Consider the following 20,583-nt stretch of genomic DNA (forward strand, 5'->3'; position numbering starts at 1 on the left):
CTGGTGCCCGGGGACGTGAACCCGCCCCAGTGCTCCGCCCCGCCTCCCATCTGGGTCAGCTACGGCTGTGCCAGCCGCAACACCCTCACCCTGTCCAGCCTCACCGCCCACTCCGCCGCCGTGGCGGTGCAGCGGGAATTTCCACACCTGGGGGGCGGCATTGTGGAACGTCAGGAGCTGGTGCTCCCCTATTCCGGCCCCGCCCCGCTGCCCTTTTTGGCCCAGGTGGGGACGGCGCTGCTGCTGGGTCTGCTGCCCTGAGAGGGGGAGCATTTTTTCTTCCGGGCTTTACGTCTCCAAAATCATATGATATAATTTTCGGCATAAGATTGGAGCTGATACTGCCATGGAAGAACTGGTAGAATTAAAAGAAAATATCACATCCCAACGGCCGGACAGCTGGGACCGCCTGCCGGACATTCCCCTCTATATGGACCAGGTGGTGTCCTACCTCACCCGTCAGATGGTGTGTTTTGAGGAGGGGGACGGTCTGACCTCCGCCATGATCAACAACTACATCAAGGACGGTCTGCTGGCCCGGGCCAACGGCAAGAAGTACGGCAAGGAGCACCTGGCCTATCTCACCGCCATCAGCGACCTCAAGCAGGTGCTCAGCGTGCGGGAGATGCGCACCCTGGTGGCCATTGGTAAAAATGTGGGCACCAGCCAGGAGCAGTACGACTATTTTTGCCGGGTGCTGGACCAGGCTCTGGACCAGGCCGCCGGACAGCTCAACGAAGAGGCGGAGGAGGAGAAGCTGCCCGGTATGGTGCTCACCTACGCCTTGCAGAGCTACGCCCACGGGCTGGTGTGTCGGCGGCTGCTGGAGATCATGGCCCAGAAGTCGGGGTGTTCCGACCTGTTGAAGGGCGGGAAAAAGAAGTAACACACCAGACGGTCAAGAAAACCTCATGTCAATGTAAGAGGGACAGACTATCTTGCATCGTCAAAAAGCCCTCGGCAGAGTTTTCCCATCCGCAGATGGGAAAATAAATGGAAATAACGTTTTTTTCGGGGACATGCGCATCGAAAAAAACACTTCTCAGTCCGCCAGTGTGGCCTTGGGTCGCCCTTTGGCCCAAGGCTGCATGCAGCGGGCTGCAACTCCTCGAAAAAATGCTGGCATTTTTGAGAAGCGTGTCGAACAGGTTCGACACGCACACATGAAGGAGGAATGATCCCATGTCAAACTACGTCATTGTCACCGATTCGTCCTGCGACCTGCCCGCCCACCTGGTGGAAGAGCTGGAATTACATACCGTGCCCTTGGCCTTCCTCTTTGGGGAGAAGACCTACTACAACTACCCCGACAACCGGGAGATGAGCCCCAAGGCCTTCTATGACCGCCTGCGTGCGGGGGAGATGGCCACCACCAACGCCATCAACGTGGGACAGGTGACGGATTTCCTCACCCCCTTCCTGGAGGAGGGCAAGGACATCCTGATTTTGAGCTTCTCCTCCGGCCTGTCTACTTCCTTTAATTCCTATTCCATCGCCGCCCAGGACCTGGCCGAGCAGTACCCGGACCGCACCATCCGGGTCATCGACACCCTGTGCGCCTCTCTGGGCCAGGGTATGCTGGTGTACCAGGCCGCCCAGCTGCGCCAGGCAGGGAAGAGCCTGGACGAGGTGGCCCAGTGGGTGGAGGACAACAAGCTGCGCCAGTGCCACTGGTTCACCGTGGACGACCTGTTCTTCCTCAAACGGGGCGGGCGGGTATCTGCCGCCACCGCCGTGGTGGGCACCATGCTGCAAATCAAGCCGGTGCTCCACGTGGACAACGAGGGCCACCTCATCAGCGTGGCCAAGGCCCGGGGCCGCAAGGCGTCCTTGCAGGCCCTGGTAGACAAGGTGGGCCAGCTGGGGGAGGACGTGGCCAATCAGACCATGTTCATCAGCCACAGCGACTGTGAGGCGGACGCCCAGTTTGTGGCCGACCAGATCAAGCAGAAGTATGGCACAAAGGAGATCATCCTCAACGATATCGGGCCCGTCATCGGCGCCCACACCGGCCCCGGCTGCGTGGCGCTGTTCTTCATGGGCAAGCACCGGTAAGGGCAATGAAGAATGAATAGTGAAAAATGAAGAATGAAGGAGTGCCGCTTGGGCGGCACGACTCAAAAGAAAAACCGGCGCATCTGCGCCGGTTTTTTGCTTTGAAATCGGTGCTGCTCAAAGCAGCACACCATACTTCTTCACTATTCACTATTACTTATTCACTAGCAGCTAAACGGCTGCTTTTTGGCAGCCGTTTAGCTGCTCTGCCGCTCCACCAGTTCCCAGGGGGCCACCATGGACTCCCCCTTCTTGCCGTGGAACAAATCCACCAGCAGCTGGGCGGCCATCTGGCCCACGTTGTAGGTGCCGTGGGACAGGGACGTGATGGGCACGGGGGCCAGCTGGCTGTAGGCGCTGTTGTCGAAGCTCACCACCGCCACGTCCTGGGGCACCCGTTTGCCCCGCTGGACCAGGATGCTCACCAGGCGGGAGGCCACCTCGTCGTTGTAGCACACCGCCGCCGTGCACCCCTCCAGGGTCTTGAGCACCTGCTCCCAGGGCTCGTCCTCTTGCAGCAGGTCCGTCTTGGTCTCGGTGTTGTACCAGAACACGTGCTGCTGGTCCAGGGGCAGCCCCAGGTCCCGCAGCCCTTCCAGGTAGCCGGAATACCGCTGCAAGCCCTGGATGTCGTCGTTTTTGAACAGGCCCATAATGGCCCGGTGTCCTTTATTATAGAGGTACTCCACCAGCATCCGCCCGCCCCGGTAGTTGTCGTCCAGCACCGACAGGCAGTCGGGCATCTCCCGGTAGTAGCCGTGGAGGAACACCATGGGAATGCCCCGGGCCGTAATCTCCTGATACAAATCCAGGTTGGGGTTGGGCAGGCCCGTCTTGATGCCCTCCACCAGAATGCCGTCGGGCACGTGCTCGTCCAGCAGGGAGGTGAGGATCTTCCGCTCGTTGGCCACCAGGTTCTGGGTGGCGTACAGGGTGAGGGCGCAGTTGTTGGCGGCCAGCACCGTCTCAATCTCCCGCAGAATGCTGGGGAAGATATAATTACTAATGTAAGTGGTGATAACGGCCACCGTGCGGCGGCCACCCTTGTCCCGCTTGGCCAGATGGGAGCCGCTGCCCTGACGGCGCTCAATGAGTCCCTCGGAGGCCAGCAGGCTCAGCGCCTGCCGCACGGTCTGGCGGCTGACCTGGAACTGGCCGCACAGAGCCTGCTCGGTGGGCAGAAGCATGGTTTCATCGTATTGTCCAGACTGGATTTCCCGGCGCAGGGTGTCTGCGACCGTTTGATATTTGGGGCGCACAATGTCCCCCCCCCTCTCTCGTAGTTCTCTGGGATTGGTCCGCTGGGTTTGTTACCGAAAGTATACCATATTTGTACGTACGGTGCAACACATGTTCGGGATATTTGTTTTAAATTTTGCGAAATGGTATGTACCTTTTCAAAACAAGTCTCGGCAATATTCCAATACCACCAGTCAAATTCAGAAAATAAAAGCCCAGAATCTGGCAAAAGAATTCGCGGCTCGATGGATTTTGAAAAAATCCACCGGGGTGTTTTTGTGGGATTTGTGCACAATGCCCGTTTTCTGGAAGAGCGCTTTTTGCGTATATTGATTAAATATTCCAGGCGTTTCGGAAAAACTGGAACCGATTGGGAGTCTTTCTCGTGGTTATCACCAATTTCTCAGAATGTTTTCACAAATTTGTATTGTTGTAAACCTAGAAATGAATAGTTGTTCGTACATTTGCTTGACATTTGAAATTTTGTTGGTATACTGAAATCACAAAGCACCGAACGGCAGCGGAACAAAACATCTGCCCCGGTGGAACAAGTGAAATATTTGAACGGAGGTCACTACAATGAAGAAGAAATTACTTGCACTGTCCTTGTCCCTGGCCATGGCGTTCTCCCTGGCAGCTTGCGGCGGCAACGGAGGCACCGCAAACTCCAATACTCCCGCTGGCGACGGCTCTGACGATGGGCCGATTCAGGTGGGCTTCGCTCAGGTGGGACACGAGTCCGACTGGCGCACCGCTTCCACCAAGTCCGCTCAGGAGGTGTTCTCCGAGGAGAACGGCTACGAGCTGTCCTTTGTGGACTGCGACAACGACTCCGCTGTTCAGCTGGATGCTGTGCGTAACTTTATCCAGCAGGGCATGGACTACATCATCATTGACCCCATCGTGGATACCGGCTGGGACGCAGTGCTCACCGAGTGTGAGGACGCTGGCATTCCCGTCATCGTCATCGACCGTACCATCACCGACTCCGACAAGTACACCGCCTGGGTTGGCTCTGACTTCAAGGTTGAGGGCCTGGCCTGCGGCGAGTGGCTGAAGGCATTCGCTGCCGATAAGGGGATTGAGGAGATCAATGCCCTGGTGATCGAGGGCTCCACCGGTGCTTCCGCCACCATCGGCCGTACCGATGGCTTCAAGGAGATCGCCGACCGTGAGGGCTGGACCATTCTGGATTCTCAGAGCGGTGACTTCACCGAGGCTGGCGGCCAGGAGGTCATGGAGTCCTACTGCCAGAGCTACAAGGGCCAGTTCAACGTGGTGATCTGCCAGAACGATAACGAGGCTGCCGGTGCCATGACCGCCATGGATGCCGCTGGCGTCAGCTACGGCGTGGACGGCGATGTGATTCTGGTTTCCTTCGATGCCAACAAGCCCTATGTCCAGCTGGTTATGGACGGCAAGATCAACGCCAACTTCGAGTGCAACCCCATGGCCGCACCCATGGTGGATGAGATCATCAAGCAGCTGGAGAACGACGAGACTCCTGAGAAGGAAGTGTACGTCACCGAGTCTTGGTTCGCCGCTGAGGACAACATCAAGACCATCACCGTCAACGGTGAGGAGCAGGAGATGGTCCACGTGACCCAGGAAGTCTTGGACGCTCGTCCCTACTAAGGATTTTCCGGAAAAACTCCATAGAAAATAAACATCCAGGGGGACCCCGGCACTTCCCGGGGTCCTCTTTTCAACCCAAAACTCTGTGAGGTGAACCACTTTGGAAGGTAATATCGTACTCACTGCCCGAGGCATCACCATGACCTTTCCCGGCGTTAAGGCGCTGGACGGGGTGGACTTGACCCTGCGTAAGGGTGAGATCCACGCCCTGATGGGAGAAAACGGTGCAGGAAAATCCACCCTCATCAAGTGCCTGACCGGCATCAACGATTTTGAGGCCGGAGAGATCCGCATTGACGGCATTGACGGGCCGGTGAAGAACCACTCTACTTTGGATGCCCAGAAGGTGGGCATCTCCACCGTGTATCAGGAGGTCAACCTGTGCCCCAACCTCAGCGTGGCCGAGAACCTGTACATTGGCCGTGAGCCCAAGACCTTCATCGGTACCATTGACCGCAAGAAGATGTACCGGAAGGCCGAGGAACTGGTCAAGCGTCTGGAAATTGACGTGGATGTGTACCAGAACCTGGAGAACTACTCCCTGGCCATCCAGCAGATGATCGCCATCGCCCGTGCGGTGGATATGGATTGTAAGGTTTTGATTTTGGACGAGCCCACCTCTTCTCTGGACGACGTGGAAGTGGACAAGCTCTTTGTTATGATGAACCAGCTCAAGCAAAATGGCGTGAGCATCGTCTTCGTCACTCACTTCCTGGAGCAGGTATACGCCGTGTGTGACCGGATTACCGTGCTGCGCAACGGTACCTTTGTGGGTGAGTACCCTGTGGACGAGCTGCCCCGGGTCAAGCTGGTGGCTGCCATGATGGGTAAAGATTTCGATGATTTGGCCAGCATTAAGCCGGAAGGATTTGATACCCTCAAGGACGCTCCCATGCAGATTGAGGCACAGGGGCTGAGTCACAAGGGTACCATCAAGCCCTTCGATTTGAACCTGCGCAAGGGAGAGGTTATTGGCCTGACCGGCCTGCTGGGTTCCGGCCGTTCCGAGCTGGCCCGTGTGATCTACGGCGCGGACAAGGCCCAGACCGGTACCTTGAAGGTGGCGGGCAAAGAGGCCAAGATCAACCAGCCCATTGATGCCATGCAGATGGGCATGGGCTTGCTGCCCGACGACCGCAAGGCTGAGGGTATCATCGGCGACCTGTCTGTGCGTGAGAACATCATCTTGGCCCTTCAGGCCAAGCGTGGTATGTTCCACCTGATTCCCCGGGCACAGCAGGAAAAAATGGCCGACCACTACATCAAGATGCTCCAGATTAAGACCGCCTCTCGGGAGACTCCCATCAAGCAGCTGTCCGGCGGCAACCAGCAGAAGGTGATTTTGGGCCGCTGGCTGGCCACCGACCCGGATTTCCTCATTCTGGACGAGCCCACCCGTGGTATCGACGTGGGCACCAAGACCGAGATTCAAAAGCTCATCATCCACCTGGCCCAAGAGGGCAAGAGCATTATGTTTATCTCCTCTGAGATCGAAGAGATGCTGCGTACCTGTAACCGCATGGCGGTGCTCCGTGACGGTGCCAAGGTGGGCGAGCTGGAGGGCGAACTGACCCAGGAGCGGGTTATGAGTGCCATTGCAGGAGGTTTTGACGAATGACAACTCTCAAGAAATTTTCCCGCCAGCAGCTGTTCCTTCCAATCGTGTGCGTGCTGCTGGTGCTGGCCGTAAACATCGTGTACGATGTGGCAAACGGCGATGTATTTTATAACTTTTTCAAGATTTCCATGACCAACGGCATTTTCCAGGGCCGTCTGGTAAACATCCTCAACCGTGGCAGTGAGGTTGCCATTCTGGCCATCGGTATGACGTTGGTGGTCTCCGCCTCCGCCGGTACGGATATTTCCGTGGGCTCGGTGATGAGCCTGTGTGCCTCCTTCTGCTGTATGCTCATTGCCGGATTCGGCGTTTCCTCTGTGGATTCCGTCAGCCCCGCCTCTCTGGCTCTGGGCTTTGCCGGTGCCCTCCTGATGGGCTGCCTGTGCGGCGCCTTCAACGGCGCTCTGGTGTCCTACTTGGGCATTCAGCCCATGGTGGCCACGCTGATTCTCTGGTCGGCGGCCCGTGCCATCGGCCTGCTGCTGTGCAACAACCTGATTGTGTATGTGCGTGTGCCTGAGTACGGCGTGCTGGGTGGCTACCTGTTCGGCATTCCCACCCCCCTCATCGTGGTGATCGTATGCGTGCTCATTACCACCCTGCTGCTGAAGTACACGGCCCTGGGTCTGTACATCCAGTCGGTGGGTATCAACAAGCGGGCCAGCCGCATCGCCGGCCTGAACTCCAAGCGCATCATCTTCCTGTGCTACCTGGTGTGCGGCCTGTGCGCTGCCATCGCTGGCCTGGTGGCTTCCTCCCGAATCACCAGTGCAGACTCCAACAACATCGGCTTGAACATGGAGCTGGACGCCATCCTGGCCGTGGCTCTGGGCGGCAACGCCCTGAGCGGCGGTAAGTTTAACCTGGCTGGCTCCATCATCGGTGCCTATACCATTCAGGCCATTACCACCACGATGTACAACCTGGGCGTGTCCACCGAGGTCACCCCTGTGTTCAAGGCTGTTGTGGTAATTATTATCGTGGCCATCCAGGCACCCCCTGTGAAGGCCTGGTTCAACAAGCGCAGTGCCGCTAAGGCCGCTGCCAAGAAGGAGGTGGCCAAGGTATGAGCAAGAAACCTGCCAATGCCTTGAAAAGCGTCAAAGAGATGAACAGCAACACCATGTTGCTGATGATCACCATTATTTTGTTCTTTGTGCTCTATGCTGGCGGCTGCGTGGCCTATGCCAGCAGAGGATTCCTCACCGTTCAGACCTTCCTCAACGTGCTGCGCAGCAGCGCCGGCCTGATCTGTGTGGCCAGCGGCATGACCTGCGTCATGCTCACCGGCGGCATTGACATCTCGGTGGGCTCTCTGGTGGCTCTGGACTGTATGATTCTGGCCTATGGCATGACCGAGATGAACATGAGCGCTCCTGTGGCTGTGATTCTGGTGCTGGTGCTGGGCCTGGTCTTTGGCCTGGTGCAGGGCTTCTTCATCGGATACCTGCAGATTCAGCCCTTCATCGTCACCATGGCTGGTATGTTCTTCGCCCGCGGCATGGTGGCTGTCATCTCCACCGCCCAGCTGTCCATCACCAGCGGTGCCTTCTATGATCTGGCTACCTTCCGCATCTACCTGCCCTTCGGCGGCACCATCAACCGGGCTGGAAAGATGATTATGCCCTACTTCGGCGTGGGTGTTATCATCGCTGTGGTGGTGCTGATCCTGGTGTTCCTGATGCTGCGTTACACCAAGTTTGGCCGCTCCCTGTACGCGGTAGGCGGCAATGAGCAGTCCGCTGCCATGATGGGTCTGAACGTGAAGCGGACCAAGATGATGGCCTATGTGCTCTGCTCTCTGCTGTGCTCCATCGGCGGCATTTGCTACTTCCTCAATACCACCAGCGCCAGCGTCAACCAGGCCACCGGCTTGGAGATGGACGCCATCGCCTCCGCGGTTATCGGTGGTACGCTGCTGACCGGTGGTGTTGGTAACGTCATCGGCACCCTGTTCGGCGTGCTCATCAACGGTACCATCGCCAGCATCGTGCAGTTCAACGGTAAGCTGGCCAGCTCCTGGCCCAACATTCTCACCGCTGCCTTGCTGTGCTTCTTCATCGTGCTGCAGAGTGTGTTTGCCCTGCTGAAAAACCGCAAGAAATAAGTTTGAAATTTCTCACAGGAGGGTTGCTCCATGGATATGAAAGAATTTCTCGCAAACGGTCAGGCCTGTCTGGGCATCGAGCTGGGCTCCACCCGCATCAAGGCGGTGCTCATCGGCCCTGACCACGCCCCCATCGCCTCCGGCGACCACAGCTGGGAGAACCGCTATGAGGGCGGCTACTGGACCTACTCCCTGGAGGACGTGTGGACCGGGCTGCAAGATGCCTACGCCCACCTGTCCGCCGACGTGGAAGCCCGCTACGGGGTAAAGCTGACAAAGGTGGCCTCCATGGGCTTCTCCGCCATGATGCACGGCTACCTCCCCTTCGGTCACGAGGGCCAGCTGTTGGCCCCCTTCCGCACCTGGCGCAACACCACCACCGGACAGGCCGCTGAGATGCTCAGCGAGCGGTTCAACTTCAACATTCCCCAGCGCTGGTCCATTGCCCACCTGTACCAGGCCATCCTCAACGGTGAGGACCACGTGCCCGATGTGGCCTTTATCACCACGCTGGCGGGCTACGTGCACTGGAAGCTCACCGGGGAGAATGTCCTGGGTGTGGGCGACGCCAGCGGCGTGTTCCCCATTGACTCCAACACCTGCGACTACGACCAGGCCATGGTGGACAGCTTTGACGCCCTGGTGGCCGACAAGGGTTACTCCTGGAAGCTCCGGGATATCCTGCCCCGGGTGGCGGTGGCGGGCGACAACGCCGGAACCCTCACCGCCGAGGGCGCCAAGCTGCTGGACCCCACCGGGACCTTGCAGCCCGGCGCCATCCTCTGCCCCCCCGAGGGGGACGCTGGCACCGGCATGGCCGCCACCAACGCCGTGGCCAAGCGCACCGGCAACGTGTCGGCGGGTACCTCGGTGTTCTCCATGATCGTGCTGGAGAAGCCCCTGAGCCGCCGCTACGAGGAGATCGACATGGTCACCACCCCCGACGGGGCTCCCGTGGCCATGGTCCACTGCAACAACTGCACCAATGAGATCAACGCCTGGGCGGAGGTCTTCTCCGGCCTGCTCACCGCCCTGGGCCATGAGGTGGACAAAAACGCCCTGTACACCGCCATGTTTACCTCCGCCCTGGAGGGCAAGGCGGACGGGGACGGGCTCCTGCTCTATAACTACCTGTCCGGCGAGCCGGTCACCGGCCTCAGCGACGGCCGCCCCCTGCTGGTGCGTGGCCCCGAGGCGCACCTGAACTTTGCAAACTTCATGCGCACCCAGCTCTATTCCGCCCTGGCCACCTTGAAGGTGGGCCTGGACATTCTGGGTGAGGAGCATGTGGCGGTGGACCGCCTCATGGGCCACGGCGGATTCTTCAAGACCCCCGTGGTGGGCCAGCGCATTCTGGCCGCCGCCGCCAACAGCCCCGTAGCCACCATGGAGACCGCCGGAGAGGGCGGACCCTGGGGCATGGCCCTGCTGGCCGCCTATGCGGTACATAAGACCGACGGCCAGTCCCTCCAGGACTACCTGAACACCCAGGTCTTTGGCGACCAGAAGGTGTCTGTGGTGGAGCCTCAGGCCGAGGACGTGGAGGGCTTCACCAACTTTATGGTGCGCTATAAGGCGGGCCTGGCTGTGGAGCGGGCCGCCGTGGAACACGTATAAATAAAAACTTGACATAACGGAGGTTATGAACATGAACAACAAAGAATTTTGGTTTGTCGTGGGCAGCCAGTTCCTGTATGGCCCCGAAGTGCTGGAGATCGTGGATCGCCGCGCCGCCGAGATGGTGGATACCCTCAACGCCACCGGAAACCTGCCCTGCAAGCTGGTATACAAGGTCACGGCCAAGACCAACAAGGAGATCGCCGACGTGGTGAAGGCCGCCAACTATGACGACAACTGCTGCGGTATCGTCACCTGGTGCCACACCTTCTCCCCCTCCAAGATGTGGATCAACGGCTTTGTCAACCTGCAAAAGCCCTACTGCCACCTGGCCACCCAGTACAACCTGGAGATCCCCAACGAGGAGATCGACATGGACTTCATGAACCTCAACCAGGCCGCCCACGGCGACCGGGAGCACGGCTTCATCGCCGCCCGTCTGCGCATGCCCCGCAAGGTCATCGCCGGCTACTGGAAGGACGAAGAGGTCCAGAAGCGTCTGGGCCGCTGGATGCGCACCTGCCTGGGTGTGGACTTCTCCCGCAACCTGAAGGTGATGCGCTTTGGCGACAACATGCGGGAAGTGGCCGTCACCGAGGGCGACAAGGTGGAAGTGCAGGCCAAGCTGGGCTGGCAGGTGAACACCTGGGCCGTGGGCGATCTGGTGGAAGTGATGAACCAGGTCACCGACGCCGAGATCGACGAGCTGATGGAGGTCTATAAGGCCAATTACGATATCGCCACCGACAACGTGGAGGCCATTCGCTACCAGGCTCGGGAAGAGATCGCCATGAAGAAGATGATGGATGCAGAAGGGTGCAAGGCCTTCTCCAACACCTTCCAGGATCTCTACGGCATGGAGCAGCTGCCCGGCCTGGCCAGCCAGCACCTGATGGCTCAGGGCTACGGCTACGGCGGCGAGGGCGACTGGAAGGTGTCCGCCATGACCGCCATCATGAAGGTCATGGGTGAGAACGGCAACGGCGCCTCCGGCTTCATGGAGGACTACACCTACCACCTGGTGCCCGGCCACCAGTACTCCCTGGGCGCCCACATGCTGGAGGTGTGCCCCTCTCTGGCCTCTGCCCGGCCCCGCATTGAGACCCACCACCTGGGCATCGGCATGAACCGCAAGGACCCCGCCCGCCTGGTGTTCGAGGGCAAGGAAGGGGACGGCATTGTGGTCTCCCTCATCGACATGGGCGGCCGTCTGCGCCTGATCTGCCAGGACATCCACTGCGTCAAGCCCATCATGGAGATGCCCAACCTGCCCGTGGCCCGTGTCATGTGGACCGCTGAGCCCTCCCTCACCACCGGTGTGGAGTGCTGGATCACCGCTGGCGGCGCCCACCACACCGTCCTCAGCTACGATGTCACCGCCGAGCAGATGAAGGATTGGGCCAACATCATGGGCATCGAGTTTGTCCACATCAGCAAGGATACCACCGTGGAAGGCCTGGAGAAGGAGCTGTTCTGGAACGACCTGGCCTGGAAGCTGAAGTAATCAGCCATACGCAATCATAAATATTATTCCTTCCTCCCTCAAACCTGTGCCCCAGGGGTGTGCGTGGCACGCCCCTGGGGCCAATCCGGCAAAGAAGTCCACGGACTTCTTTACCAAAAGGATTGCATGAATTTGTCTATGCCCCAAGGGTGTGTCTGGCATACCTCTGGGGTTTTCTGATATGAAAAGGAGTTTGAAACTATGACCGCAGCTGAAAAAAAGCAACTGGCGGTGACCGCCTGCAAGGTGCGTATGGGTGTCATCGAGGGCATCCACGCCGCCAAGGCCGGACATCCCGGCGGCTCTCTGTCCGCCGCCGACCTGTTTACCTATCTCTATTTTAAAGAAATGCGCATCGACCCCGCCAATCCCCGCTGGGAGGATCGGGACCGCTTTGTCCTCTCCAAGGGCCACACCGCCCCCGGCCTCTACGCCGCTCTGGCCAACCGGGGCTACTTCCCCGTGGAGGACCTGCTCACCCTGCGCCAGATTGGCAGCCACCTCCAGGGCCACCCCAACATGAACCTGACCCCCGGTGTGGACATGTCCACCGGGTCCCTGGGCCAGGGCCTGTCCGCCGCCGCTGGCATGGCCAAGGGCGCCAAGTTCCTGGGCAAGGACATCAACGTCTACTCCCTGCTGGGCGACGGCGAGCTGGCCGAGGGTCAGATTTGGGAGGCCACCATGTTTGCCGCCCACTATAAGCTGGACAACCTGTGCATCATCGTGGACATCAACGGGCTGCAAATTGATGGCCGCACCTGCGACGTGATGAACACCGAGCCTGTGGACGCCAAGTTCGCCGCCTTCGGCTGCGATGTGGTGAAAGTGAACGGCCACGACTTCCAGGAGCTGGAGGACGCCTTTGCCAAGTTCCACGCCAACCACGGCACCGGAAAGCCCACCGCCATCCTCATGAAGACAACCAAGGGCAAGGGCGTGTCTTATATGGAAAATCAGGCCGGGTGGCACGGCAAGGCCCCCAACGACCAGGAGTATGAGCAGGCCATGGGCGAGTTGAAGGCCCAGCTGGCAGAAGTGGAGGGGATGTAACATGGCAGACGTGAAGAAAATTGCAACCCGTGAGAGCTACGGCAATGCGCTCAAGGAGCTGGGCGAGACCCACGCCGATCTGGTGGTGCTGGACGCCGACCTGGCTGGGGCCACCAAGACGGGCATCTTCAAAAAGGCTTTCCCCGAGCGTCACTTCGACTGCGGCATCGCCGAGGCCAACATGGTCAACGTGGCCGCGGGTCTGTCCACCATGGGCCTGGTGCCCTTCGCCGCCACCTTCGCCATGTTCGCCGCCGGGCGGGCCTATGAGCAGGTGCGCAACACCATCGGCTACCCCCACCTGAATGTGAAGATCGGCGCCACCCACGGCGGTATCTCCGTGGGTGAGGACGGCGCATCCCACCAGTGCTGTGAGGATTTCGCCCTCATGCGCACCATCCCCGGCATGACCGTCATGTCTCCCGCCGATGACGTGGAGGCCCGCAAGATGGTGAAAGCCGCCTACGAGATGGAGGGCCCCGTGTACATGCGCTTTGGCCGTGCTGCGGTTCCCGTCATTCACGACGAGGACTATGAGTTCCAGATTGGCAAGGGCGAGGTGCTCACCGATGGCACCGACGTGGCCATCATCGCCAACGGCCTTCTGGTGGCCGAGGCTCTCCAGGCCGCTGAGACCCTGGACCAGGCCGGTATCTCCGCACGGGTCATCAACATGGCCACCATCAAGCCTCTGGACGAGGAGCTGGTGCTGAAGGCCGCAAAGGAGTGCGGCAAAATCATCACCTGTGAGGAGCACAACGTGCTGGGCGGCCTGGGCGAGGCCGTGTGCGGCGTGCTGGCCGAGCAGTGCCCCACCCCTGTGCGCCGCATCGGCGTCAACGACGAGTTCGGCCACTCCGGCCCCGCCGGAGCCCTCCTCAAGCAGTTCGGCCTGTGCGCCGACCACATTGTGGAGGTGGCCCGGGACTTCGTGGGTAAGTAAAAAATTGCTGCTACCATTTTCTCCCCTGCCTGCGGGCAGGGGAGATTTTTTGTTTTTCTCTCCTGTGCCAAAATAGTTTTTAGTAAAAATATGCCTGACAAAAAACTGGAATTGGAAACATTTCCAATTGAATTTCAGCGATTTTTCAGAGTTTTAAAGAAAACATACCACTTTGTACAATTTCACATGGATGCGAAATGGAATCTCTTGTGTTTTCGCATAAAGCATGTTACACTTATCCTGCGTATTTGTGCAGAGGGGTGTTTTGCGCCCTTCGGCACACCGGACCGGATTTTTACCGGGAATGAAAAGAAGGAGGAATATCATGTTCCAAAAGAAACGGCTGCTTGCAGGCGCTTTGGCCCTGGTGATGGGCGCAAACCTGGTAACGGTTGGCGCATTCGCCCGTGGCGAGAGTCGCTCGACCAGCACACAGACTTCCTCTCCTGAGGAGACGGTCTACGTCAACAGCTATGGCGGGGACAGCCGCACTGTGGACTTCAACGACCACTGGCGGTTCAACCTGGGCAGCGGCGACGCAGACCCCAACTACAACGACTCCGCTTGGCGGGACGTGGATCTGCCCCACGACTACAGCATCGAGCAGGAGTACAGCAAGAGCGGCGAGGCTGAGAGCGGCTACTTGCTGGGCGGCACCGGCTGGTACCGCAAGACCTTCTCCATCACCCCTGAGTGGAAGAACAAGGTCGTATCTGTCAATTTCGGCGGCGTGTACATGAACGCCACCGTGTACCTCAATGGCCATGAGCTGGGCTTCCACCCCTATGGCTATACCTCTTTTGCCTTCGAGCTGCCCCAGGAGTACCTGAACTATGAGGGCGACAACGTGCTGGCCGTGAAGGTGGAGCACCAGACTCCCTCCAGCCGTTGGTATTCCGGCAGCGGTATCTACCGCTCCGTGCACCTGACCGTCACCGATCCCGTGCACGTGGACCGCAACGGTACTTACATCACCACCCCCAACCTGGCTGAGTCCGAGGGTGCCGACGGCACCGTGAACGTGGTTACCACCGTGGCCAACCAGAGCGGTGAGGCCGCCAATGTGGTGGTGCGTCAGAGCATCTACGAGCTGGGCGGCGAGCAGTCCGTGGCTTCTGTCACCGGGGAGACCGTCACCGTGGACGCTGGCTCCACCCAGGACGTGACCCTCACTGCCAAGGTGGACAGCCCCAAGCTGTGGGACACTGACAACCCCAACCTGTACACCGCCGTCACTGAGGTGCTGGTGGACGAGCAGGTGGTGGACACCTATACCACCGAGTTCGGCTTCCGCTGGACTGAGTTCAACAACGACTCCACTGGTTTTGAGCTCAACGGTGTGCCCACCCGTCTCAAGGGCGTGTGTATGCACCACGACCAGGGCGCTCTGGGCTCCGAGGCCTGGTACCGGGCCATCGAGCGCCAGGTAGAGATCCTGAAGGAGATGGGCTGCAACGCCATCCGCGTTACCCATAACCCCGCCGCTCCTGAGCTGGTGGAGATCGCCAACCGCAAGGGCATCATGCTCATCGACGAGGCCTTCGACACCTGGACTCTGCCCAAGAACGGCAACACCCAGGACTACTCCAAGTGGTTCAACGTGACCATCGCCGAGGGCAACAACATCCTGGGCGGCGAGACTGGCATGACCTGGGCTGAGTTCGACGTGAAGGCCATGGCCAACCAGGACAAGAACGCCCCCTCCGTCATCATGTACTCCCTGGGCAATGAGATCTTCGAGGGCGTATCCTACGCTGGCTACAGCAACTATCCCACCATCGCCCAGAACCTCATTGACTGGATCAAAGAGGTGGACACCACCCGTCCTCCCACGTTTGGCGACAACAAGCTCAAGGAGAACTGGGACATCGCCAACAAGGTCGCCGCTGTGGTGGCCGAGAATGGCGGCATCATCGGCTACAACTACTCCACCGCTGCCCACCTGCAGACTGGTGTGAGCAAGGGCTGGAAGGTGTACCACTCCGAGACGGCCTCTGCCGTCACCAGCCGCGGCGTGTATGACCGCAAGGGCAACCGTGTGGATGTGGGCGGCGACCGCCTGCTGACCTCCTACGACAAGAGCACCGTGGGCTGGGGCGCCGTGGCGGCCGATGCCTGGTGGCGTGTGCTCCAGCTGGACGCCTCCATGGGCGAGTTTGTGTGGACTGGCTTTGACTACATCGGCGAGCCCACCCCCTGGAACGGCACCGGCACTGGCGCTGTGGGCGGCTGGCCTTCTCCCAAGTCCTCTTACTTCGGCATCATCGACACCAACGGCCTGCCCAAGGATAGCTACTATCTGTATCAGAGCCAGTGGAACGAGGACGTGACCACCCTCCATGTGCTGCCCACCTGGGACGAGGACGATGTGTCCAAGGACAGCAACAACAAGGTGGAAGTGGTTGTGTACTCCGACGCTCCCGTGGTGAAGGTCTACCTCAACGGTGAGGAAGTGGGCACTGCCACCTCCACCGTGACCACCACCGACGCTGGTTACACCTACCGCACCTTTACCAAGGGTACTGACGCTTACACCCAGAAGTCTGGCTATGAGAGCCTGTATGCCACCTTCATGGTGCCCTATGCCGCTGGTACTCTGGAAGTCAAGGCCTTTGACGAAAACGGCGACCAGATCACCGAGACCGAGGGCCGCAGCGTGGTCAAGAGCACCTCCGGCGCCTCTCAGCTCACCCTCTCCGCTGACCGTGATTCCATCGTGGCCGACGGCGACGACCTGAGCTACATCACCATCGATGTTAAGGATGCCGACGGCAACCTGGTCAACACCAACGACGTGAACGTCCAGCTCTCCATCGAGGGCGAGGGCACCATCGTGGGCGTGGACAACGGCCGTCAGATCGACCACACCTCTTATCAGAGCCTGTCCCGCAACGCTGCCGCTGGCCAGCTGGTGGCCATCGTGCAGTCCACCGACAAGGCCGGTGAGTTTACCGTCACCGCCAAGGCCAACGGCGTGAAGGCTGGCTCCGTCACCGTCACCACCACTCCTGTGAAGGACGAGGGCGGCAACAACCCCGTCATCAGCTATGACATCTCCCGCTATCACTATGTGAAGGTGGGCAACGCCCCTGTTCTGCCCGACACCGTGGAGGTTACCTACAAGGACGGCTCCACCAAGGAGCTGGGCGTGACTTGGAACGCCTACGATGAGGAGCTCATCCAGGGCGTGAACAACTTCACCGTCAGCGGCGTCATTGACGAGGTGAACATCACCGTCACTGTCAACATCAGCATGCTGGATCAGGTGGCTGCTCTGCTCAACTACTCCACCGCCGTGCGCAAGGATGGCCAGGTGACTCTGCCTGCTTCCCGTCCCGCCGTGCTGGCCAATGGCGACATCCTCAACGCTGAGTTCCCCGTGGAGTGGAACATTCCCGATGACCTCACCGCCACCGTGGGCACCAAGACCGTGCAGGGCACCAGCCAGGTGTTCGGCGAGGAGATCTCTGTCACTGCCTCCATCCGTGTGGCTGAGGGCGACGTGACCATCGGCGGCAACGTGGCTTCCAACGCCGCTGAGCTGACCCAGAGCATCCCCAAGGAACTCCAGAGCGACACCCTGGAGGCCATCCGTGACGGCTCCACCGAGGTGGATCCCAACCTGGACGGCGGCCCCAACGAGAGCACCTGGAGCAACTTCGACTCCGCTCAGGCCGGCAACGAGTCCGCTTCCATCGCCTTCCGCTATGACACCGCCCAGTACCTGGGCCAGGTGGTGCTGTACTTTGCCACCGACAGCTACTCCGCCGCTCTGCCCTCCGATGTGAAGATGGAAGTCAGCGGCAACGGCATTGAGTGGACCCCCCTGGACATCACCAAGGGCGAGGAAACCAAGCCCCACACCAACGTCACCCGCATCGCCTACACCTTCGAGCCCCAGGATGCCGTGAACTTCCGCATCACCGTCACCAACAAGGAAGGCGATCCCGCTTCTGCTGCCACTTCTTACTGCGTCAGCCTCACCGAGGTGGAGCTGAATGTGGCTCAGACCAGCTTCCCCATCAACAGCTCTGACGCCCTCACCGGCATCACCGTCAACGGCAAGGCTTGGAACGACAGCCAGCTGGCTGCCCGCACCTATGACACCCAGGCTCTGCTGGTGGATACCCTGGAAGTGGACAACGGCAACAACGTTGCCTACACCGTCATCCCCGCCCACGACAACGTGGTGAAGATCCTCACCGAGTCTGAGGACCACGCCACCCGTGGCACCTACACCATCAACCTGGCCGTCAGCGGCTCCACCAACAACGATCCCACCGATGGCAGCCGTGACTACGACTACACCAAGACCACTGCGACTGCCGCCTCCGCTCAGGCTCAGTCCGGCAACGAGGGCCCTGTGACCTTCGCTGTGGACAACAACTCCAACACCTTCTGGCACACCAAGTGGAGCGAGTATCTGGAGAACAGCCCGGAGAAGCGCTGGATTCAGCTGGAGCTGGCTGAGGCCACCGTGCTGGACGCCCTGCGTTACCAGCCCCGTAACTCCGTGGCCAACGGTATTGTCACCGAGTACCGGGTGGAAGTGAGCATGACCGGCGAGGACGGCTCCTGGACCACCGTGGCCACCGGCACTTGGGGCCACAACACCGATTGGAAGATCGCCGTGTTCAATGAGCCCGTGGAGGCCAAGTTCGTGCGTCTGTACGGCGTGCAGACCCGCGGCGGCACTGGCGACGTGGCCAACCGCTTCATGTCCTGCGCCGAGCTGCGCGTGCGCATGGCCGAGGAGAAGATCGACCTGTCCGACGCCACCGTCACTCTGGAGAAGGACGTGTTCGCCTACACTGGCTCCGCCATTGAGCCCATGCCCACCGTGGTTCTGGGCGACAAGACCCTGAAGTACGGCGTGGACTACGCTGTGGACTACGCCAACAACGTGGAGCCCGGCACCGCCACCCTCACCGTGCGTGGTATCGTGGACTACTCCGGCACCGTGGAGAAGACCTTCACCATCTCCCAGGACGTGGAGCCCACTCCCGAGCCCACTGAGACTCCCGAGCCTACTCCCGAACCCACTGTGGAGCCCACTCCTGAGCCCACCGTGGAGCCTACTCCCGAGCCCACTCCCGAACCCACTCCTGAGCCCACTCCCGAGCCCAGCGATGTGAACAAGGAGCTGCTGGAGAAGACCATCGCCTATGCCGAGACCCTGTCCACCGAGGGCGTCACCGATACCGCCAAGGCTGCCTTCGAGAAGGCCCTCACCGAGGCCAAGGCTGTGATGGCCGACGCCGACGCCACCCAGGAGGAGGTCAATACCGCTTGGGACAACCTGCTGGAGGGCATCTGGGGTCTGGGCCTGACTCAGGGCGACAAGACCATGCTGAACCTGGTCATCGACCGTGCCGAGGCCATGATGGACGAGGCCGACAAGTATGTGGAGACCAACTGGCAGCAGCTGGTGGACGCTCTGAAGGCTGCCCAGGACGTGGCCGCTGACGGCGACGCCATGCAGGAGGACGTGGACAAGGCCGCTGGTGACCTGCTCGACGCCATTCTGGCCCAGCGCTACAAGGCCGACAAGTCCATCCTGGAAGGCCTCATCGGCAAGGCCGAGGGCATCGACCTCACCGGTTACACCGAGGAGTCCGTGGCTACCTTCCGCACCGCTCTGGCTGCTGCTCAGGCTGTGATGGCTGACGCCACCCTGTCTGAGGACGACCAGAAGACTGTGGACGCCGCTGCCGAGCAGCTGGATGCCGCCATCCGTGGCCTGACCACCGAGAGCGGCGAGACTCCCAACGCCACTGACAAGCCCGAGACTTCCCAGAAGCCCGACGCTACTCAGAAGCCTGAGGGCGAGAAGCCCGCTCCGACCGGCGACACCAACAACGTGATGGTGCCCGTGATCGTGGTGGTTGTCTGCGTGGTGGCTCTGGTGGCTGTGGTTGTGGTTGCCCGTAAGCGCAAGCACTAATTCACACTCCGCTGAGCACAAAACCTCATAGGGAACCGAACACCCCCGGACCGATTGGTCCGGGGGTGTTTTTTGTGTCTGGGGATACTCCGCTGCCTCCGGTGGATTCCAGGCCCAATGCCTCCCTTGTGTAAAGGGAGGTGGCCCGGCGTCAGCCGGGTCGGAGGGATTGACCTTCTCCGATTTCTCAGGCGCACCCTTGCGCCCCTGCCAGGGACGCTCCGCTTATGCCCGATTTCTCCCCGATGAGAAATCGGGGAAAGAATCGCCAAAGGCGGGGCCTTCCCCCGCCTTGTGGAATCCACCCCGCGGTACGGGGAGCCCCTGCGCCCTCCTCTTTTCGGCCCTTGGCCTGGTGGGGTCACATAGATAGCGTGGAAATCCTACAGATAGTACCTACTCCTCTGACAAACAATACGTCTATCACCAGGGCCTTACCCTGGTGAGCCGCTGTTCCCAGCTAACGAAAGTCTGGCTCCCGGCGGCGGGAACGCCGCTTTTCCTTAAGTAGGCCCGGACATGGAAACCGCCCAGCTGTAGGGCCAGCTGCCCAGGGGGGCCTGGTGTGGTGGCAGAACTAGGCGTCACAGCAAGGGTGACGGGCCGAATCTAGGCTTGACGCAGGTCCAGCCTCGTACCCCAGGGAGGTCCTTAGGGGGGAACGCCCTAAGCGGGTTTTGGTTCCTTTTGGCCGGGCAAAAGGAACCCCCAGCGGGAAGCGTCTCCACCAGGCTGGCAAGCCTGAACGAGGCCTGTTAGAAGAACAACTCCTCAGTCTGCCTAGCGGCAGCCAGCTCCCCTTGCACAGGGGAGCCTTTGGGCATGGTATGGCCCCCAGCGGAGCGTCCCCGGCGGGGGCGCTGGTTTG

At 60.2% G+C, this 20,583-nt stretch carries 12 protein-coding genes and 1 pseudogene; 12 read left to right on the top strand and 1 reads right to left on the bottom strand.

Annotated elements, in window-relative coordinates:
* The 3 genes and pseudogenes from E0L15_RS07520 to E0L15_RS07530 all read left to right on the top strand — a co-directional run.
* Nucleotides 1–261: pseudogene (locus E0L15_RS07520) on the top strand (hypothetical protein); the annotation flags it as partial.
* A gap of 85 nt (nt 262–346) precedes the next feature.
* Complete coding sequence (locus E0L15_RS07525) at nt 347–886, top strand: DUF1836 domain-containing protein (protein WP_087370207.1); 540 nt, start codon at nt 347–349, stop codon at nt 884–886.
* A gap of 296 nt (nt 887–1,182) precedes the next feature.
* Nucleotides 1,183–2,055 carry a DegV family protein gene (locus E0L15_RS07530; protein WP_168125113.1) on the top strand — a complete coding sequence of 291 codons (873 nt, stop codon included), beginning with the start codon at nt 1,183–1,185 and terminating at the stop codon, nt 2,053–2,055.
* 197 nt (nt 2,056–2,252) lie between these two features.
* On the opposite strand, the gene E0L15_RS07535 is transcribed toward E0L15_RS07530, so the two are convergent.
* Nucleotides 2,253–3,314, bottom strand: a complete 1,062-nt coding sequence (locus E0L15_RS07535) for a GntR family transcriptional regulator (RefSeq protein WP_242954923.1) — start codon at nt 3,312–3,314, stop codon at nt 2,253–2,255.
* 559 nt (nt 3,315–3,873) lie between these two features.
* Between E0L15_RS07535 and E0L15_RS07540 the strand changes: the two genes are divergently transcribed.
* From E0L15_RS07540 to E0L15_RS07580, 9 genes are all read left to right on the top strand, one after another.
* A complete protein-coding gene (locus E0L15_RS07540; RefSeq protein WP_168125114.1) occupies nt 3,874–4,929 on the top strand; it encodes an ABC transporter substrate-binding protein in 1,056 nt (351 codons plus the stop codon).
* Between the two features lie 139 nt (nt 4,930–5,068).
* Nucleotides 5,069–6,547, top strand: a complete 1,479-nt coding sequence (locus E0L15_RS07545) for a sugar ABC transporter ATP-binding protein (protein WP_347565985.1) — start codon at nt 5,069–5,071, stop codon at nt 6,545–6,547.
* Complete coding sequence (locus E0L15_RS07550; RefSeq protein WP_168125116.1) at nt 6,544–7,617, top strand: ABC transporter permease; 1,074 nt, start codon at nt 6,544–6,546, stop codon at nt 7,615–7,617. The genes E0L15_RS07545 and E0L15_RS07550 overlap by 4 nt, the downstream gene beginning before the upstream one ends.
* Entirely contained in the window at nt 7,614–8,654 is a 1,041-nt protein-coding gene (locus E0L15_RS07555; RefSeq protein WP_087232877.1) for a sugar ABC transporter permease YjfF, read from the top strand. The genes E0L15_RS07550 and E0L15_RS07555 overlap by 4 nt, the downstream gene beginning before the upstream one ends.
* A 30-nt stretch (nt 8,655–8,684) precedes the next feature.
* Entirely contained in the window at nt 8,685–10,271 is a 1,587-nt protein-coding gene (locus tag E0L15_RS07560) for an FGGY-family carbohydrate kinase (RefSeq protein WP_168125117.1), read from the top strand.
* Nucleotides 10,272–10,296: 25 nt separating this feature from the next.
* Entirely contained in the window at nt 10,297–11,775 is a 1,479-nt protein-coding gene (araA, locus tag E0L15_RS07565) for an L-arabinose isomerase (protein ID WP_168125118.1), read from the top strand.
* 201 nt (nt 11,776–11,976) lie between these two features.
* Nucleotides 11,977–12,828 carry a transketolase gene (locus E0L15_RS07570; RefSeq protein ID WP_168125119.1) on the top strand — a complete coding sequence of 284 codons (852 nt, stop codon included), beginning with the start codon at nt 11,977–11,979 and terminating at the stop codon, nt 12,826–12,828.
* A gap of 1 nt (nt 12,829) precedes the next feature.
* Entirely contained in the window at nt 12,830–13,771 is a 942-nt protein-coding gene (locus E0L15_RS07575; RefSeq protein ID WP_168125120.1) for a transketolase family protein, read from the top strand.
* 325 nt (nt 13,772–14,096) lie between these two features.
* Nucleotides 14,097–19,715, top strand: coding sequence for a discoidin domain-containing protein (locus E0L15_RS07580; protein ID WP_168125121.1), 5,619 nt, complete (start codon nt 14,097–14,099; stop codon nt 19,713–19,715).
* Nucleotides 19,716–20,583: the final 868 nt, after the last annotated feature.

This window comes from Pseudoflavonifractor sp. SW1122, from assembly GCF_012027765.1.
GTDB lineage: Bacteria > Bacillota > Clostridia > Oscillospirales > Oscillospiraceae > Enterenecus > Enterenecus faecium.